Source organism: Paraburkholderia kirstenboschensis (assembly GCF_904848585.1).
Lineage (GTDB): Bacteria > Pseudomonadota > Gammaproteobacteria > Burkholderiales > Burkholderiaceae > Paraburkholderia > Paraburkholderia kirstenboschensis.
On sequence record NZ_CAJHCR010000007.1, the window covers coordinates 290,282 to 307,373 of the forward strand.

Here is a 17,092-nt window from a genome sequence, read left to right on the forward strand (position 1 = left end):
GCGCAGCCTGGAACTGTCGCCGGCGCTTGGGTCTCACGCAAAGCGCACGAGCCGCACGCTGTGCAACGCTGTCAGCACGACCGCGATCCAGATCGGAATGTACGTGGCCAATTGCGCGGCACTCAACGTTTCGCCGAGCAACGTGATCGACACGAGCACGAGCAAAACCGGCTCGACATAGCCAAGAATGCCGAACAACGCGACGGGCAATAGGCGACTCGCGGTCAGATACGAAGCCAGCGCGAGCGTGCTCAACGCGCCAAGCCCCGGCAGCAGCAGGAGCCACATGTCGAGGCGTCCCGAGATCAGCGTGAGCGACCCGCCGGTCACGATCATCGCCACTGCCACAGGCAACAGCAAAATCATCTCGACGGTGAACAGTGCGAGCGAATCCTGCTTGATTTTGCGCCGCAACACGAAGTACGGCGGATAGCCGAGCGCGACGAGCAACGTCGGCCACGAGAAAGCGCCCGTCACCCACAGTTCATGACCCACGCCCGCGGCCGCGCATATCACCGCCGCCCACTGCAAACCATCGAGACGTTCGTGATAGTAGAAGCGCCCGACCAGTACCATCACGAGCGGCAACAGGAAATAGCCGAGCGATACCTCAAGCATGCGGCCATGCAGCGGCGCCCACAGAAACACCCACAATTGCGCGCCGAGCAACGCCGCGGCGGCGAGCATGGCGACGCCGAGTGCGGGCTGCGTCACCATCCGGTAAAGAAGCTGCCGCAGAATCGGCATGCGCTTGCGCGAGGCAACCAGCAGCAGCGCGCCCGGCACGGTCCAGACGATGCGCCACGCGAAAATATCCAGGCCGGTGAGCGGTGTGAGCAGCGTCGCGTAGGCCGACAGCAGCGCGAACATCGCGCAGGCGCTAACCGATAAGGCAATGCCGCGTTTGGGCGAATAGTGATTCATCGTGCGCCCCGCTGTGCGGGAGCTTCGCCGTGCGGCGCGAGCGCATGCGGATGCGGATGCGGCGCAACATGGCGGCGCACCGCGATTGTCGTTGTCATTCGAAGTGAAGGTCCGAGAGCCGCAGCGCGTGTCGCGCGCCGCTTTTTGTAGTTTTATCCTGCGATGCAAGCCGGGCATTCTAGCCGGATTATCGACGCGGCATGGGCACACCACGCGTTGCTTTCATTCTTGCGACGGCAATTAATCCGTGCAGAACGCGCGTCGATGAACTAGAACATAACTTCACGCGCGCGGGAGACACCCGCGCGCGTTCGACAAGGCAACTCCGTCGCTCAAGCGCGAATCTTGCTTCCAGCTTCTGCTGCAGCGTTTGCAACCAGCGTTTGCGACATCAACGAGCCGGGCCCGCATGACGGCCCGCTTCCTCCGCAGCACGCATCAATCGGCTTCGATTACGCGTGCGGCCTCCGGCCACCCATCCCGCTCATCGAATGTGACTACTGGAGCCACCATGACCCAGCCAGCCCTCTCGCACGACGCATCACCCGATCAACGCTCCGCTTTCGCCGCCGACGTCCGCACCGGCCTCACGCATACACCGCAGAAAGAGTTGCCCTCGAAGTATCTGTACGACGAAGTCGGTTCCGCTTTATTCGAAGTGATCACCGTGCTGCCGGAATACGGCGTGACACGCGCTGAAGAGCGACTGCTCGCGAAGCACGCGGTGGACATTGTCGAGCACCTTCCGCACGACGTAACCGTCGCCGAACTCGGCAGCGGCAGCGGCCGCAAAACGCGCCGCATTCTCGAAGCGCTGTGTAAAAAGCGCCCCACTTCTTACTGCCCGATTGAAATTTCGCGCACCGCGTTGCAGTTGTGCAGGCGCGAACTAGGCGACATCGAGCGGATTTCTATCGTCGGTTATGAACGCGATTATCTGGCCGGTCTCGCGGAAGTCAGCAAAAAGCGCGCAGCCGACGAGCGCTTACTCGTACTTTTTCTCGGCAGTACGATCGGCAATTTCGGCAGACTGGCGGCAACGCGCTTTCTGCGCGACATCCGCAACATGCTGGCGCCCGGCGACGCGTTGCTGCTCGGCACCGACCTCATCAAGCCGACGCCCATGCTGATCGCCGCTTACGACGACGCAATCGGCGTCACGGCGTCGTTCAACCTGAATCTGCTCGCGCGGATCAATCGCGAACTCGGCGGCGATTTTCCTCTCGATGCATTCGAGCACGTCGCGCGTTTCAATCCGGACGCGCGCAGTATCGAAATGCATTTGCGTGCAAAGCGTGACGTCACCGCGCATATCGCGGCCGCGAATTTGACGGTGTCGCTCAAGGCAGGCGAAACGATCTGGACCGAGAGCAGCCACAAGTATCGCGCCGACGAAATGCCCGCGATCGCCGACGATGCGGGCTTCGCGTGCAGCCACCAGTGGCTGGAAAGCGAGTGGGGATTTGCCGAAAGCCTGCTGATAGCGCGATAGCCCCGAACGGCTAAAGGGGCGGCGGGCTCTCACCGTGGCCGATGTGGTTAAACGCCCTTCAATGCTGTTCAAACCGCTCGTAGCGTTTCTCGGTCACGCGCTCTTCACCGGCCACTTCGGTCACGCGCGCCGCCGGCGGCCCGTGCCGCAGCCACGACAGCATGCGGTCGACCTGGTTCGCCGTGCCCTGCAACATGGCTTCGACCGAGCCGTCGTCGAGATTCGCAACCCATCCCTTGATGCCCAGCGCGTGCGCCTGCCGCACGGTCGCGTGACGAAAGCCGACGCCCTGCACGGTGCCGCGCACGCGCACGTAATACGTTTCGATCCGCTCATCCAGATCAGGGGCCATGCCGTTCTCTCCTCACAGTCTTTCAAGCCGGCATTCTAGTCGCGTCGCGGCGAGCCTGCTTGCGGAACGTGGGTTGAAATGACCGCGTCGACGGTCGTCAACGCTCAGTGCGCGGGGCGTGGGCGACGCGGCCCCCGCGCGCCACGTACAATCCCTCGACTGTCACGCAGGGAACGGAAACAGAATGACCGAACAGAATGGCGATCTCGTGCTCGTGACCGGCGCATCCGGCTTTGTCGGCTCGTCGGTGGCACGCATTGCGCAACAGAAGGGCTTCAAGGTGCGAGTGCTGGTGCGCGCCACCAGTCCGCGTCAGAACCTCGAGTCGCTCGACGCGGAAATCGTCGTCGGCGATATGCGCGACGAAGCGTCCATGCGCAACGCGCTGCGCGGCGTGCGCTATCTGCTGCACGTCGCCGCCGATTACCGGCTGTGGGCGCCGGACCCGAGCGAAATCGAGCGCTCGAATCTGGAAGGCACCGAGGCGACCATGCGCGCCGCGTTGAAGGAAGGCGTCGAGCGCATCGTGTACACGAGCAGCGTGGCCACGCTCAAGGTGACGAGCTCCGGCAATTCAGCCGATGAAACATCGCCGCTCAAAGCCGACCAGGCCATCGGCGTCTACAAGCGCAGCAAGGTGCTGGCCGAGCGCGCGGTGGAACGCATGATCGCCAAGGACGGCCTGCCGGCGGTGATCGTCAACCCGTCCACCCCCATCGGGCCGCGCGACGTCAAGCCGACGCCGACCGGACGCATTATTGTGGAAGCGGCGCTCGGCAAGATTCCCGCTTTCGTCGATACGGGGCTGAATCTCGTGCACGTCGACGACGTCGCGGCCGGGCACTTTCTCGCGCTCGAGCGCGGCAAGATCGGTGAACGCTACATTCTTGGCGGCGAAAATTTGCCGCTTCAGCAGATGCTCGCGGACATCGCGGCGCTCACCGGCCGCAAGGCGCCCACCATCAGCTTGCCGCGCTGGCCGCTTTACCCGCTCGCGATGGGTGCGGAAGCGGTCGCGAAGTTCACGAAGCGCGAACCGTTCGTCACCGTCGACGGATTGAAGATGTCCAAGAACAAGATGTACTTCAGTTCGGCCAAGGCGGAACGCGAACTCGGCTACCGGGCGCGTCCGTACCGGGAGGGTTTGAGCGATGCGCTCGACTGGTTCCGGCATGCGGGCTATCTCAAGCCGTAGCGCGAGCATTTTGTTACAACGTCGCTGTAATTGCGGAAGGTAAAGCCTACGCGCAGCAGTTAAAATCGCGGGTCTTACCAGAGAAATCTCGCATGAACCTTCACGAACAGCTCGGCGCGCTCGAAGTGGGCGTCGATCAGCTCATTCAGGCTGTCGTGGCCCCGCAGGCCCAAAGCATCTCCGAGACACGCGACCAGGCTGACGCGCAGCAGGCGTCGGCTGAACATGCCGTGCCGGAAGTCGAAGCGGAAACGGTCGAAGTTGAAGCCCAAGCCGAGGCCGCGGTCACCGAAGCCGGAGCGGAAACCGCTGCGCCCCCGGCTCTGCCCACGCTGGAAATCAACCGTCCGGCGCAGAATGAAATCACCATGACCATCGGCGGTCAGACCGTCGCATTGCGCGCGGAGCAGATCGGCCAGCTAATTGAGGAACTGTCGAACGCGCGCGCCTCGATGACGCCGGAACCCCCACCGGGCATTCCGCCGGGCTGGCGTTTCGTGTCGACGAAAAATCCGGTCATGGCGGTGCAGAAGCAGTCGAACGGCGACCGTTTGCTGGTATTGCGCCATACCGGTCACGGCTGGGTGCCGTTTACGTTTTCACCGGACATGGTGATTCAGCTCTACATGCTGCTTACAAAGGGCTAAAAGAAAAGCGGCGCAAAGCGCCGCTTTTTCGTTACCGCCTCGGGCCACCCTTTTTAGAGTGGCGCGCGAACGCGTCAACGTTCCTGCACGGGCGCCTGAACCCGCGCCTTCCACTGCCCGCCCTTGCCGCGCCAGTAGCGCACCGCCGACGCAAACGTCGCCCCCACATAGAAAAGCGCGATGAGCGGCAGAAACGGCGCCCATAGCGGCGAGCGGCGGTAATAGCTCAGCATCGGCGCATACGCGCAGCACATGGCGGCCCAGGCGAGCCACGCGGGCCAGCCCGTCGGCCCGAGTACGAGCGCGGCGACCGGCGGCATCAGGTAGATGATCGTCATGCCGGCAAGCGTGCCCGCCAGCAGCAACGGCGAATAATGCAATTGCGTGAACGCGGTGCGCGCAATCATGTTCCAGATGTCGCGCCAGCTATCGTAAGGACGCAGGGACACGCTTCGCGCCGCCACGTCGAGCCGGATCGGGTGGCGCCCGGTGCCGCGATGCTTGATGCGCGCCGCCAAACTGCAATCGTCGATCAGTTCAGCGCGGATCGATTCGATGCCGCCCGCTTCCTCCAGCGCGCTGCGCCGCACGAGCATGCAGCCGCCAGCCGCAGCCGCCGTGCGATTGCGCGGATTGTTGACCCATGCGAACGGATACAGCTTCGCAAAGAAGAAAACGAAGGCCGGAATAAGCGCTTTCTCCCAGAAGGAGTCGCAGCGCAGCCGCACCATCAGCGAGACGAGATCGCGCTTTTCCACGTCGGCACGGACGACGAGTTGCGTGACGGCCTCCGCGGGATGGCCGATATCGGCGTCCGTCAGCAACAGAAACTCAGCTGGCAAGTCAAGCGTGCGTACCGCCTCGATGCCTTGCGACTGCGCCCACACCTTGCCGGACCAACCCGGGGGCAACGGCTTCGCGCTCAGAACGGTCAGACGGTCCGGGCATTGCAGCTGCAATGCGGCTGCGCGGGCAGCGTCGGCGGTACCGTCGGTGCTGTGGTCGTCAACCACGATCACGTGAAATTCGCCGGGATAGTCCTGCTGAAGCAGCGTCGTAACGGCCTGCGCGATCACATCGACTTCATTGCGGGCAGGCACCACGGCGGCCACGCCGGGCCATGCGCTGCGCGGTTCGGGCGTAAGCGGCGCGGCGGGACGCGCGCGCCAGAAGCCGCCGCGGGCGAACAGCAGCACGAGCCAGATCAGCAGGGACAAACACGAAAGAAAAAACAGAATCACCGCCATCAACCCCATTAAGCGTTACCCTCGATTTCCAGCAAGCGTCGAATCATTTGTATTGCGAGGCGCGAGCGCTTCACAGGACGACGTAGTTTAAGGGTTCCGCCAAAGCGGTGCAGCGTGCAATTTTTTCCGCATGAGTTGTGGCGAGGCGAGGGCATGTGCCGCGTGCGCCCAACACCGTAGCGGCCCCGGCAAAGCAAAGCCGGCCTGATAGCGTTAGAATGCGCGTTTGGTTTTGCTGTACCGGCACGTCGCCGGAGCTCAAGACGTCAATTAATTAGATGGTCGCGGCGATAAAGTCAGAATTTCCGACTTGCTCGAAACCCGCGTCAGTCGGAGTCCGCCAACTTATGCGAGTCATCCTTGCCCAACCCCGCGGCTTTTGTGCGGGCGTTGTTCGTGCGATCGAGATTGTCGATCGGGCGCTGCAGCAGCACGGCGCGCCTGTATATGTGCGCCACGAAATTGTCCACAATCGTCACGTGGTCGATAATCTGCGCCAGAAAGGCGCGCGTTTCGTCGAAGAACTCGATGAAGTGCCGCAGGGCGCCGTGGCGATCTTCAGCGCTCACGGCGTCGCTCAAACGGTTGAGCGCGACGCGGAAGCCCGCGGTCTCGACGTGCTCGACGCAACTTGCCCGCTCGTCACCAAGGTGCACGTGCAAGGGCGTCAATATGTGAGCGCCGGGCGCACGCTGATTCTGATCGGCCACGCCGGGCATCCGGAAGTGGAAGGCACGATCGGCCAGATCCCGGGCAAGGTGCTGCTGGTGCAGAGCGAAGCCGAGGTCGAGCATCTGCACCTGCCGGTCGATACGCCGCTCGCGTATGTCACGCAGACCACGCTGTCGGTGGACGACACACGTGGCATTATCGACGCCTTGCAGCGCCGCTTCACCGACATCGTCGGCCCCGACACGCGCGACATCTGCTATGCGACGCAAAACCGCCAGGCCGCGGTGCGCGAGTTGAGCAAGCAGGTGGACGTGCTGCTGGTGGTGGGCGCAACGAACAGCTCGAATTCGAACCGGCTGCGCGAAATCGGCAGCGAAAGCGGCGTGGCGAGCTATCTCGTCGCCGACGGTTCAGAAGTGAAGCCGGAATGGTTTGCGAATGCGCAGACCATCGGCATCACGGCCGGCGCTTCGGCGCCGGAAGAAATGGTCAGAAACGTAATCGATGCGCTAAGCGCAATGGGGCCCGTCGATGTCACGACGATGGCGGGCCGTGAAGAGAAAGTTGAATTCAAGTTGCCATCGAAGCTGATGCAACCACTCGCCGCACGCGAAGTTTAAGGAGGACGTCTTGTCTATTCCGCTGCTACAGAAAGTCCGGGTCGGCGCATACATCATGCGTCAACACCTCTCCGGCAACAAACGCTACCCGCTCGCACTGATGCTGGAGCCGCTGTTCCGCTGCAATCTCGCCTGCAATGGCTGCGGCAAGATCGACTATCCGGACCCCATCCTGAATCAGCGTCTGTCGCTGGAAGAATGCCTTGGCGCCGTCGACGAATGCGGCGCGCCGGTGGTGTCGATTGCAGGCGGCGAACCGCTCCTGCACAAGGAAATGCCGCAGATCGTGAAGGGCATCATCGCGCGTAAGAAGTTCGTGTACCTGTGCACGAACGCGCTGCTGATGGAAAAGAAGATGGACGACTACGAGCCGAATCCGTACTTCGTCTGGTCGGTTCACCTGGATGGCGATCAGCAGATGCACGACCATTCGGTGTCGCAAGACGGCGTGTACGACAAGGCGGTCGCGGCCATCAAGGAAGCGAAGCGCCGCGGTTTCCGCGTGAACATCAACTGCACGCTGTTTAACGACGCGGTGCCGGAGCGCGTTGCCGCTTTCTTCGACACGGTCGGGCCGATGGGCGTGGACGGCATCACCGTCTCGCCGGGTTATGCGTATGAGCGCGCGCCGGATCAGCAGCACTTCCTGAATCGCGACAAGACCAAGCATCTGTTCCGCGAAATCTTCAAGCGCGGCAACAACGGCAAGAACTGGTCGTTCAGCCAGTCGGCCATGTTCCTCGACTTCCTCGCCGGCAATCAGACCTACGAATGCACGCCTTGGGGCAACCCGGCGCGCACGGTGTTCGGCTGGCAGAAGCCGTGCTATCTGGTCGGCGAAGGTTATGTGAAGACCTTCAAGGAATTGATGGAAACCACGGAGTGGGACAATTACGGCACGGGCAACTATGAAAAGTGCGCCGACTGCATGGTCCACTGCGGCTTTGAAGCCACGGCCGTGATGGATACGGTTGCGCATCCGCTGAAGGCATTGAAGGTCAGCCTGCGCGGCCCGAAGACCTCGGGTGCTTTCACCAAGGACATTCCTCTGGACAAGCAGCGCCCGGCTGAATACGTGTTCTCACGCCACGTCGAGATCAAGCTCGAAGAGATCAAGGTGGCCGGCAAGGGCAGCAAGGTGCAGACGGCTACGGCTGCACACTGAGCGTCGAATCGGGGCGGTCTTGGCGCCGCTCCTGAATCGCGCCGCATAACCAGGCATGATCACGCATAAAAAAGCGCGGTGGCTTTAAAGGCCACCGCGCTTTTTCTTTTGCTGTTTTGCTCGTGCCTCAAAGGCAATCGGCTTGCCGGTCCGGCTTACCCCCCGCTGCGTGCATTATGCGCGGTGAGGAACTTGATCAGGCCGTCGACCCCGCCCTTGGAAAGCTGGTCGGCGAACTGTGTCTGGTACACCTGAATCAGCCATGCGCCCATCATGTTGATGTCGTAGATCTTCCAGCCGGACGGGCCCTTGGTAAGCCGGTAGTCGATTGCGTCGTCGCCGCCATTGCTGATCACATGCGACTGCACCACGACGTCTTTCGCGGCGCCCGGCGCATTGACCGGCGCAAACTTGAACTTGACGTCCTGGTCGCGCAACTGCGAAAGCGACGAAGCATAGGTGTGCACGAGAAGCAGCGTGAACTGCTCATAGAGCTGCTTTTGCTGCTCGGGGGTGGCGGTGCTCCATGCCTTGCCGACCGCGATGCGCGTGGTGCGCTGGAAGTCCGTTGCCGGCACGAAGCGCGTCTCGACCAGTTGCGTGATCTTTGCCATATCGCCGCCGCGGGCTTGCGGATCGGCCTTCATGGCTGAGACCGTGCCCTCGACGGCACTTTTTACCACCGCGTCGGGCGCGCTTTGCGCATAGGCAGCCGTTGAGACTACGGCTGCGGCCAGAAAAGCAGACAGATAACGTTTCATACGCTGGACAAGACCCGAAAGAGAGTGTGCCGCCGACCAGCAAGATCGGGGCGAAAGCTGGATAGACCAGTATAACGACATTGCGTTCCCGCCCTTTCATCCTGCACCGGGAGCCGCATTTGCTACGCGCATTGCTGCCGAATACGATCCGGTTTGCTCTGGCTCTGTATACTTGTGCACTTTCGTCAAAATGCCACCCGTGATAAGGCCAAGTTCGCCTACATGCTGAAGTCATCTATTGTTCGCCTCGTCGCCTATTCGGTGCGCCATCCGTTGCGGATCATCGCACTGTCGATCGTGCTCGCCGTGTTGAGCGGGATCTATGTCGCGCATCACTTCAAGATCAACACCGACATCAGCCGCCTGATCGAAACCGACAAGGAATGGTCCACGCTCGAGCACGCGATGGACCAGGCCTTTCCCGATCGCGGGGAGACGGTGCTGGTCGTCGTGGAGGCGCGCGCGCCCGAGTTTGCCGACGCCGCGGCGAACGCGCTGACTGCGGCGCTCAAAGCGGAGCCGAAGGAATTCGTCGCGGTCTCGCAGCCCGCCGGCGGGCCGTTCTTCGAACACAACGGCCTGCTGTTCCCATCGACCGAAGAGGTCATGTCGACCACGTCGCAGCTCGTGCAGTCGCGCCCGCTCGTGAACACGCTCGCGCACGACCCCAGCCTCACCGGACTTGCGGGCACGCTCACCACGAGCTTGTTGCTGCCGCTGCAGATCGGTCAGGTGAAGCTCCCGGACATGAGCCGCCTGTTGTCGCAAAGCGCCAACACGCTGGACCTCGTGCTGGCCGGCAAGCCGGCCGCTTTCTCGTGGCGCGCGTTGGTCGACAAAAGCGCAGCGACCAATCCGGCGCGTGCGTTCGTGGTCGTGCAGCCGGTCGTGAACTACGATGCGCTCGAGCCGGGCGCAACCGCGTCGCAGGCGATTCGCGACACGGCGGCCTCGCTGCATCTGGACTCGCGTTACGGCGCCACCGTCCGTCTGACCGGCGAACAGCCGCTCGCGGACGAAGAGTTCGCGTCGGTTAAAGACGGCGCGGTGCTCAACGGCATCGGCACGTTCGTCGTCGTGCTGGTGATTTTGTGGCTCGCGCTGCGCTCAGGACGCATGATCGCCGCAGTCTTTATCACGCTGTTCGTTGGACTCGCGATCACCGCCGCGCTCGGCCTCATGATGGTCGGCGCGCTGAACATGATCTCGGTTGCGTTCATGGTGCTGTTCGTCGGGCTGGGCGTCGATTTCGGCGTGCAGTTCGGCGTCAAGTATCGCGAGGAGCGCAATCGCGACGACCGTCTTTCCGCCGCCCTTGCCCATACCGCGCACAGTATCGGCGTGCCGCTCACCCTCGCCGCGGTCGCCGTCGCGTTGAGCTTCTTCTCGTTTCTGCCGACCGCGTACCGCGGCGTGTCCGAGTTGGGTGAGATCGCCGGTGTTGGCATGTTCGTCGCGTATCTGACCAACATGACACTGCTGCCCGCGTTGCTGAAGATCTTCAACCCGCCGGGTGAGGCCGTGTCGCCGGGCTTCAAGCAGCTCGCACCCGTCGACGACTTTCTCGCCCATCACCGCAAGCCCGTGTTGATCGGCACGCTGATCGTCGTGATTGGCGCATCGCCGTTGCTCACGCGTTTGCACTTCGACTTCAATCCGCTGCATCTGAAAGATCCGCATACCGAGTCGATGGCCACACTGCTGTCGCTGAAAGATTCGCCCGAGGCCGCGGTGAACAACGTGCATGTGCTCGCGCCCTCGCTTGCCGACGCCGATCGCAAGGCCGAGCGTTTGCGCACGTTGCCCGAAGTGGGCCGCGTCACGACTCTGGACACCTTTGTTCCCGCGCAGCAGCAACAAAAGATGATGCTGATCGCAAGCGCCGCCCAGCAATTGCTGCCCGCGCTGCAACAGCAACCCGCGCCGCAGGCCACGGACGCCGTGCGCGTCGCCGCGCTCAAGCGCGCGTCGAACCAGCTCTCCCTCGCCGCCGAAGATCATCCCGGCCCAGGCGCCGCCGAAGCGCAACATCTGTCGGTCACGCTGCAAAAGCTCGCCGCCGCCGACGCCGCCACGCGCGACCGCGCGGAAAACGCGCTGTCCGAGACCCTGCGCATTGCGCTCAAGCAGCTGGAGAACCTGCTGCAGCCGACCGAAATCACGCGGGACAATTTGCCGAAGGAAATCTCGAAGGGCTGGGTGTCGAAGGACGGCCGCGCCCTCGTCGACATCGCGCCGAAGGTGAAGCCGGGCACCGATCCGAACGACGACGCCACGCTCGCCCGCTTCGCTCACGCAGTCAAAAAGGCCGAGCCCGGCGCGATAGGCGGCCCGATCTCCATCCTTCATTCCGCGGATACGATCATCAAGGCGTTCTTGCAGGCCGCGGGATGGGCGCTGCTGTCCATCGCGATCCTGCTGTGGATCGCGCTGCGGCGCGTTGGCGACATGCTGCGCACGCTGGTTCCGCTCCTTGTGTCGGCGCTCGTCACGCTTGAGTTGTGCGTGGTGTTCGGCATGCCGCTGAACTTCGCGAATATCATTGCGTTGCCGCTGATGCTCGGCGTCGGCGTGGCGTTCAAGATTTACTTCGTGATGGCGTGGCGCAATGGGCAGACCGGCCTGTTGCAGTCGAGCCTGACACACGCGGTCCTGTTCAGCGCGGCAACCACGGCGACGGCGTTCGGCAGCCTCTGGCTATCGCATCATCCGGGAACGTCCAGCATGGGCCGCCTGCTGGCGCTGTCGCTGTTTTGCACACTCATCGGTGCAGTGGTTTTCCAACCCGTGCTGATGGGCAAGCCGCGCCCACGTCGCGCGAAGCACAAAGGAATATAAGCATGAAACTGCGTACCACTGTGCTGGCGCTCGCTGCCACCGGCCTCATATCCGGCTGCGCAACCGGTCCTGACCGCAAGCCCGGCGACCCGTTCGAGCCGATGAACCGGGCAGTGTTCAATTTCAACGACGGGCTCGACCGCTACGTCGCGGTGCCCGTCGCGAAGGGCTATCAGAAGGTGACGCCGCAGCCGTTGCGCACGGCCGTCAGCAACTTCTTTTCGAACCTGGGTGACTTGACCAACGCCGCGAATGCGCTGCTGCAGTTGAAGATCACCGACGCGACCGAGGACCTCGTCCGTTTCGCGTTCAACTCCACCTTCGGCCTGGGTGGCCTGCTCGATTGGGCGACGCCGGCCGGGCTGCCGAAGCATCATCAGGATTTCGGCCTGACGCTTGGACACTGGGGCATTCCATCGGGACCGTATCTGGTCTTGCCGCTTTTCGGGCCGAGCACCGTGCGCGACAGCATGGGGCTGGTGGTGGACGTGAAGTTCAATCCTTTGAACTACATGGAGCCGGCGGTGCGAAATCCTCTGTACGTGCTGCAGTTCGTGAGCGTTCGCTCCGACCTGCTGGGCGCGACGGATCTTCTTCAGCAGGCGGCGCTGGATAAATACTCGTTCGTGCGGGACGCCTATACGCAGCAACGGCGGGCGCGTCTGCGCGGCACCGGCGACAATGCGGCGCCGCTGCCGGAATACGAGGATCAGGACGACTCGGGCGGTGCGACGATTCCGGCGAAGGGCGCCGCGGCCGGCGCGCCGGCGACGCTTCCGAACTACGCAGACCCGGGCGATACGGCTGACACGCCGGACGCGGCGTCTGGTGCTGCTACAGGCGCACCCGCGGGCGCACCGAATTACTCGGATCCAGGTGAGTCGCCCGCGCCGGCAAGCGGCGCGGCGGGCGCGGTGCCAGCTAGTGAAACGACGGGGGCAAAGGCGGGGACAACCGCGGCGCCGGCAACAGCGCCAACTGCGGCTTCAGCGCCCGCCACGGGCACGGCTATCCCTACGACGCCTGCGCCTGCCGGCAAACAGCAACCGGCGTCAGCGCCCGCTGCGCAATAGGATCGGCGCACGCACGCCCCAAGCGTGCGTCGATGCTGTTCAAGCGCTAGGCCAACTTCGGCAACGCCCCACCCGCACTCAGCGCTTGCCGGGCCTGCACCAGCGAGACGCGCGCCGCATGCGCATCAATCGCCACCTGAATCAGCGCGCCGATCTGCGACGGTTGCCGCATCAGCTCGCGCAGGATCGGCGCAAGGGCGGTGCTGCCGTCATCGCGCAACCCTGCGGTCGCTGCCGACGGCAACGTGCGCCACGCGGGATCCACAATCGCACGGCACACGGCGAACGGCAGCCCGCGGGCGGCGGCCATCGCGCCAGCCAGATGCGATTCCATATCCACAGCCAATGCACCCGTCGAGCGATGCAGCGCACGCTTGTCGTCGGCGGACATGAGCGGAGCCGCTACTGCGGCCATCGAACCACGTCGCACGCGTGACGCGAGCGGTCCGGTCGCCAGCGCGGCGGCAAGCCGGTCGGCCCACGCCGGATCGGTAGAAACGCGGCCGAACGGACCTTCGACGGCGTCAGCGACAATGAGCGCGCCCGGCTTCAAATCCGGCGCGAGGCCGCCCGCCGTACCGAAGCTGACGATCCCCGAGCAGCCGCGCGCCACCGCTGCGCTCAACGCGCGTTCCAGCAAATCGGCGCGCGCCGCGTAGACCACTTCGACGCCTTGGCCTCGCGCGATTCGCGCTTCGAACGCCATGCCCGTTACGACGATGACCGGCAAGCTGTTGCCGTCGGCATCGGCGGACGGCACTGTTGGGCGAAGCATCCGTTACATCCCGACGGCAACGCGCGTGAGCCCGTTGCGCTTCAGATGACGGAAACGCGCCAGCGCCCACAGCGGGAAGAACTTGCGATAGCCGTGATAACGCAGATAGAACACGCGCGGGAACCCGGTGGCGGTGAAACGCGTTTCGTCCCACAAGCCGTGCTCGCGTTGTTCACGCTGCAAATAGTCGATGCCCCGCGCAACCGCCTCGTGATTCACCTCGCCCGCCGCCATCAGGCCCATCAACGCCCACGCCGTTTGCGAAGCCGTACTCGGCGCGCGTTCGTAACCGTGGTAGTCGAGCTTGTAGCTCTCGCCGGCCTCGCCCCAGCCGCCGTCTTCGTTCTGGATCGACAGCAGCCACTGTGCGGCGCGTTTGATGCGCGGGTCGTCGTGCGAGATGCCGGCCGCGTTCAGCGAACACAGCGCGGTCCACGTACCGTAGATGTAGTTCAAACCCCAACGGCCATACCAGCTGCCGTCGGGCTCCTGCTCCTTCAGCATGTAGTCGAGCGCACGTTGCGCGGGTTCGCTGTTCTGCGGCAACTCGCCGAGTTGCGCGAGCATCGACAGGCAACGACCCGACACGTCCGCGGTCGGCGGATCGAGCAGCGCGCCGTGATCGGAGAACGGAATGTTGTTCAGGTAATACTGCGTGTTCTCGGGCTCGAACGCGCCCCAGCCGCCGTCGCTACTCTGCATGCCGACGACCCATTCGCGCGCGCGCGCAATTGCCTCGCGATCGACGCTCGACTGCGTGAGCGCGGCCGAGCGCTGCATGGCCATCGCGACCACCGCCGTATCGTCGACGTCCGGGTAATACGCGTTGTTGTACTGGAAGGCCCAGCCGCCAGGCCGCACGTTCGGCCGGCGCGAAATCCAGTCGCCGCGCACGTCGAGAATCTGCAGCGGACGCAGCCATGCGAGGCCGCGTTCGGCGGCCTGTTCGGCACGCGCTTCGCCGGTTTCGAGCAACGCGTGCGCGGCAAGCGACGTGTCCCATACGGGCGACAAACACGGCTGGCAATATGCTTCGTCATCCTTGATAACGAGCAGCTTTTCGATCGACTGACGCGCAATGGCACGGTTCGGATGGTCGGCCGGATAACCGAGCACGTCGTACATCATCACCGAATTGGCCATGGCCGGGAAAATCGCGCCCAAGCCGTCTTCGCCGTTCAGCCGCTGATCGACGAAGGCCACCGCCTCGCGTACAGCTCGCTCGCGCGTGGCTTTCGGAAACAGACCGTCGACCGCGCGCAACACCGTATCCACGACACGGAAAAAGCGGAACCAGCCGACATGTTGATGCGGCGCCCGCTGCGGCATGCCGGTGTTCACCGGCGCGCCGCGGAACAATTCGTCGATGCGCACGCGGCGCGGATTGCGCGCGAGCGGCCGCTTCGCATTGAGCACGAGCAGCGGCACGATCACGGTCCGCGCCCAGTACGACACCTTCGACAGATGGAACGGAAACCACATGGGCAGCAGCGTGATTTCCACGGGCATCATGGGCACCGCGCGCCACGACACCACGCCGAACAGCGCCAGCAGAATCCGCGTGAAGACGTTCACCGCTTCGGCGCCGCCGTGCGCAAGAATCGCCTCGCGCGCGCGGACCATGTGCTCGGCGTCGACGGGGTCGCCGATCATCTTCAGCGCGAAGTACGCCTTCACGCTCGCGCTGACGTCGAGTGCGCCGTCGGTGAAGAGCGGCCAGCCGCCGTCGGCTAGCTGGATGCGGCGCAAATACCGTGCGATTTTCTGCTCCAGCTCGACGTTCGGCGTTTCGCCGAGGTAATGGACCAGCAGCACGTATTCGGCGGGAATCGTCGCATCCGCTTCCAGTTCGTAGACCCAGTGGCCGTCCGGCTTTTGCGCGGCGAGGATCGCGTCGGTTGCGCGCGTGATTGCAGCGTCGAGCGCAGAGGCAGACGCGGCAGACCCGGCAAACTCTGCAGACGCGTGCGGCGCATCGCTCGCAACGGCCGGCGCGCCTCGCGCTTCGTCGGCGGATTCGGGCATGACGGCGCCCAGCATGTGGGCTTGAGATAAATCGTTCATCGGCGTTCCATCGGTTGATTCAGCAACGTATCCGCGGCCTTCTGGCCGGAGCGGATCGCGCCTTCAATCGTCGCGGGCAGGCCGGTAGCCGTCCAGTCCCCCGCGAGCATCAGATTGTTCCAGCGAGTGCGCGTGCCGGGACGCAGTGTTTCCTGGTCCGGCGACGCAGCGAATGTTGCGCGTTTGTCGACCACGATCTGCCACGCCGGCATCGGCGCGGCGGGCAGATTGGCCGCCTGGGCCACCTCGGCCCACAAACGCACCGCGAGTTCTTCGCGAGGCGCGTCGATAACATGCTCGGCGCCATAAACCGTAGCGGACAGCCGTCCGTCGGACGCGAACAGCCACTGCGCGGTGCCGTTCAGGAGACCGGTGACGGGCGGCAAGCCGAACGGCGGTTCAACGGCGAAATACGCGCTGAGCGTCGCGGCAAAACGGGCCGGCGCTCTCAGACCGGGGACAAGCGTCTGCGCGATGTCCGGCGGCACGGCCAGAATCACGGCCTGGTTTGCGTCGAGCGCGACGCTCTGTTGTGCGAAATCGAGCGCCTCTACGCGGCTCGCGTTCGCCGCAAAGCGGATATTTTCGAGCCGCGAGCCGATCTCGATCGTCGCGCCGCCGTGCTGCAACAGCCGCAACGCCGGGTCGACGAAAGCGCTGCTCAAACCGTTCCGCGCGATGAGCGGCCGGCATGCCAGCCCGCCGGCAATCAACGTCTCGCGCACCATCGCGGCAGTCAGCGCCGCCGAGGCATCGCGCGGCTCCGCGTTAAGCATTGCGCGAAATAACGGCGCGAGCAGGCGGTCCCACAGCGGGCCACTGCTGCGTACGGCTTGCGCAACGCTGCGGCCGGGCTTTGCGAAAAGCAGCGGCACGAAACTCAGATAATCACTCGGGCCGGTGTTCGGCACGCGCGCGTTCTGATCGAAGATCCACCAGGGCAGCCGTCCCGAGGACAGGCGCACGGTCCAGCGCGCATGAGTGGCCAGGTCGACGAACGGGAATTCGGGCAACGCCGGTCCCGTCAGTTCGTCCACGGCGCCGATAGCCCGCGCGTAATTGAGCGTGGCGGCGTTGCCCGACATCATCAGGTGATTGCCGCTGTCGATCGTCGCGCCGAGCTTGGCGTCGTAGTACGAACGGCAACGGCCGCCGGCCTGTTGGGCCGCTTCGTGAAGCACGACTCGCGCGCCGCGCCGCTGCAACTGCACTGCGGCGGCCAGGCCGGCGAGGCCCGCGCCGACCACGTGTACGAGTCTCGGCATCG

At 64.0% G+C, this 17,092-nt stretch carries 14 protein-coding genes; 7 read left to right on the forward strand and 7 right to left on the reverse strand.

The annotated features are described in order from the left end of the window. Positions 1 to 33 precede the first annotated feature (33 nt). A complete protein-coding gene (gene rarD / locus JMY24_RS20525; RefSeq protein ID WP_128584538.1) occupies positions 34 to 924 on the reverse strand; it encodes an EamA family transporter RarD in 891 nt (296 codons plus the stop codon). 511 nt (positions 925 to 1,435) lie between these two features. Between rarD and egtD the strand changes: the two genes are divergently transcribed. After that, positions 1,436 to 2,416, forward strand: a complete 981-nt coding sequence (gene egtD, locus JMY24_RS20530) for an L-histidine N(alpha)-methyltransferase (RefSeq protein WP_128598087.1) — start codon at positions 1,436 to 1,438, stop codon at positions 2,414 to 2,416. Positions 2,417 to 2,474: 58 nt separating this feature from the next. On the opposite strand, the gene JMY24_RS20535 is transcribed toward egtD, so the two are convergent. Continuing rightward, positions 2,475 to 2,768 (reverse strand): acylphosphatase, encoded by a 294-nt coding sequence (locus JMY24_RS20535; protein WP_128584536.1) that lies wholly within the window; start codon positions 2,766 to 2,768, stop codon positions 2,475 to 2,477. Between the two features lie 184 nt (positions 2,769 to 2,952). Here JMY24_RS20535 and hpnA point away from each other — a divergent pair, with 184 nt between their 5' ends. Together hpnA and JMY24_RS20545 are read left to right on the forward strand one after the other, a co-directional pair. Continuing rightward, on the forward strand, positions 2,953 to 3,963 hold the full coding sequence (hpnA, locus tag JMY24_RS20540) for a hopanoid-associated sugar epimerase (protein ID WP_128598086.1): 1,011 nt from the start codon (positions 2,953 to 2,955) through the stop codon (positions 3,961 to 3,963). 92 nt (positions 3,964 to 4,055) lie between these two features. Continuing rightward, a complete protein-coding gene (locus JMY24_RS20545; protein ID WP_128598085.1) occupies positions 4,056 to 4,610 on the forward strand; it encodes a hypothetical protein in 555 nt (184 codons plus the stop codon). 74 nt (positions 4,611 to 4,684) lie between these two features. Here the strand turns inward: JMY24_RS20545 and JMY24_RS20550 are convergent, their stop codons facing one another. Further along, entirely contained in the window at positions 4,685 to 5,857 is a 1,173-nt protein-coding gene (locus JMY24_RS20550; RefSeq protein WP_201702792.1) for a glycosyltransferase, read from the reverse strand. A gap of 347 nt (positions 5,858 to 6,204) precedes the next feature. On the opposite strand from JMY24_RS20550, the gene ispH reads away from it, so the two are divergent. Continuing rightward, a complete protein-coding gene (gene ispH / locus JMY24_RS20555; protein ID WP_128584533.1) occupies positions 6,205 to 7,149 on the forward strand; it encodes a 4-hydroxy-3-methylbut-2-enyl diphosphate reductase in 945 nt (314 codons plus the stop codon). Positions 7,150 to 7,159: 10 nt separating this feature from the next. Further along, positions 7,160 to 8,314 (forward strand): adenosyl-hopene transferase HpnH, encoded by a 1,155-nt coding sequence (gene hpnH / locus JMY24_RS20560; RefSeq protein WP_128584532.1) that lies wholly within the window; start codon positions 7,160 to 7,162, stop codon positions 8,312 to 8,314. 155 nt (positions 8,315 to 8,469) lie between these two features. Here hpnH and JMY24_RS20565 read toward each other — a convergent pair whose 3' ends face one another. Next, complete coding sequence (locus tag JMY24_RS20565; RefSeq protein ID WP_128584531.1) at positions 8,470 to 9,075, reverse strand: MlaC/ttg2D family ABC transporter substrate-binding protein; 606 nt, start codon at positions 9,073 to 9,075, stop codon at positions 8,470 to 8,472. A gap of 222 nt (positions 9,076 to 9,297) precedes the next feature. On the opposite strand from JMY24_RS20565, the gene hpnN reads away from it, so the two are divergent. Both hpnN and JMY24_RS20575 read left to right on the forward strand, forming a co-directional pair. Continuing rightward, complete coding sequence (gene hpnN, locus JMY24_RS20570) at positions 9,298 to 11,913, forward strand: hopanoid transporter HpnN (RefSeq protein ID WP_201702757.1); 2,616 nt, start codon at positions 9,298 to 9,300, stop codon at positions 11,911 to 11,913. 2 nt (positions 11,914 to 11,915) lie between these two features. Beyond that, positions 11,916 to 12,986, forward strand: coding sequence for an MlaA family lipoprotein (locus JMY24_RS20575; RefSeq protein WP_201702759.1), 1,071 nt, complete (start codon positions 11,916 to 11,918; stop codon positions 12,984 to 12,986). A 46-nt stretch (positions 12,987 to 13,032) separates the two neighbouring features. Here JMY24_RS20575 and JMY24_RS20580 read toward each other — a convergent pair whose 3' ends face one another. Genes JMY24_RS20580 through hpnE form a run of 3 tightly spaced genes read right to left on the reverse strand, consistent with a single transcriptional unit; the run spans position 13,033 to position 17,090 of the window. Then, positions 13,033 to 13,761 carry a phosphorylase gene (locus tag JMY24_RS20580; RefSeq protein ID WP_201702761.1) on the reverse strand — a complete coding sequence of 243 codons (729 nt, stop codon included), beginning with the start codon at positions 13,759 to 13,761 and terminating at the stop codon, positions 13,033 to 13,035. 3 nt (positions 13,762 to 13,764) lie between these two features. Continuing rightward, entirely contained in the window at positions 13,765 to 15,825 is a 2,061-nt protein-coding gene (shc, locus tag JMY24_RS20585) for a squalene--hopene cyclase (protein WP_128598082.1), read from the reverse strand. Then, entirely contained in the window at positions 15,822 to 17,090 is a 1,269-nt protein-coding gene (hpnE, locus tag JMY24_RS20590) for a hydroxysqualene dehydroxylase HpnE (protein ID WP_201702769.1), read from the reverse strand. Before hpnE ends, shc begins: the two co-directional genes overlap by 4 nt. Positions 17,091 to 17,092: the final 2 nt, after the last annotated feature.

What these genes read in the sequence shown, in the direction of transcription:
- rarD (WP_128584538.1), bottom strand. Translation starts at nt 924, where the DNA reads ATGAATCACTATTCGCCCAAACGCGGCATTGCCTTATCGGTTAGCGCC.
- egtD (WP_128598087.1), top strand. Translation starts at nt 1,436, where the DNA reads ATGACCCAGCCAGCCCTCTCGCACGACGCATCACCCGATCAACGCTCC.
- JMY24_RS20535 (WP_128584536.1), bottom strand. Translation starts at nt 2,768, where the DNA reads ATGGCCCCTGATCTGGATGAGCGGATCGAAACGTATTACGTGCGCGTG.
- hpnA (WP_128598086.1), top strand. Translation starts at nt 2,953, where the DNA reads ATGACCGAACAGAATGGCGATCTCGTGCTCGTGACCGGCGCATCCGGC.
- JMY24_RS20545 (WP_128598085.1), top strand. Translation starts at nt 4,056, where the DNA reads ATGAACCTTCACGAACAGCTCGGCGCGCTCGAAGTGGGCGTCGATCAG.
- JMY24_RS20550 (WP_201702792.1), bottom strand. Translation starts at nt 5,857, where the DNA reads ATGGCGGTGATTCTGTTTTTTCTTTCGTGTTTGTCCCTGCTGATCTGG.
- ispH (WP_128584533.1), top strand. Translation starts at nt 6,205, where the DNA reads ATGCGAGTCATCCTTGCCCAACCCCGCGGCTTTTGTGCGGGCGTTGTT.
- JMY24_RS20565 (WP_128584531.1), bottom strand. Translation starts at nt 9,075, where the DNA reads ATGAAACGTTATCTGTCTGCTTTTCTGGCCGCAGCCGTAGTCTCAACG.
- hpnN (WP_201702757.1), top strand. Translation starts at nt 9,298, where the DNA reads ATGCTGAAGTCATCTATTGTTCGCCTCGTCGCCTATTCGGTGCGCCAT.
- JMY24_RS20575 (WP_201702759.1), top strand. Translation starts at nt 11,916, where the DNA reads ATGAAACTGCGTACCACTGTGCTGGCGCTCGCTGCCACCGGCCTCATA.
- JMY24_RS20580 (WP_201702761.1), bottom strand. Translation starts at nt 13,761, where the DNA reads ATGCTTCGCCCAACAGTGCCGTCCGCCGATGCCGACGGCAACAGCTTG.
- shc (WP_128598082.1), bottom strand. Translation starts at nt 15,825, where the DNA reads ATGAACGATTTATCTCAAGCCCACATGCTGGGCGCCGTCATGCCCGAA.
- hpnE (WP_201702769.1), bottom strand. Translation starts at nt 17,090, where the DNA reads ATGCCGAGACTCGTACACGTGGTCGGCGCGGGCCTCGCCGGCCTGGCC.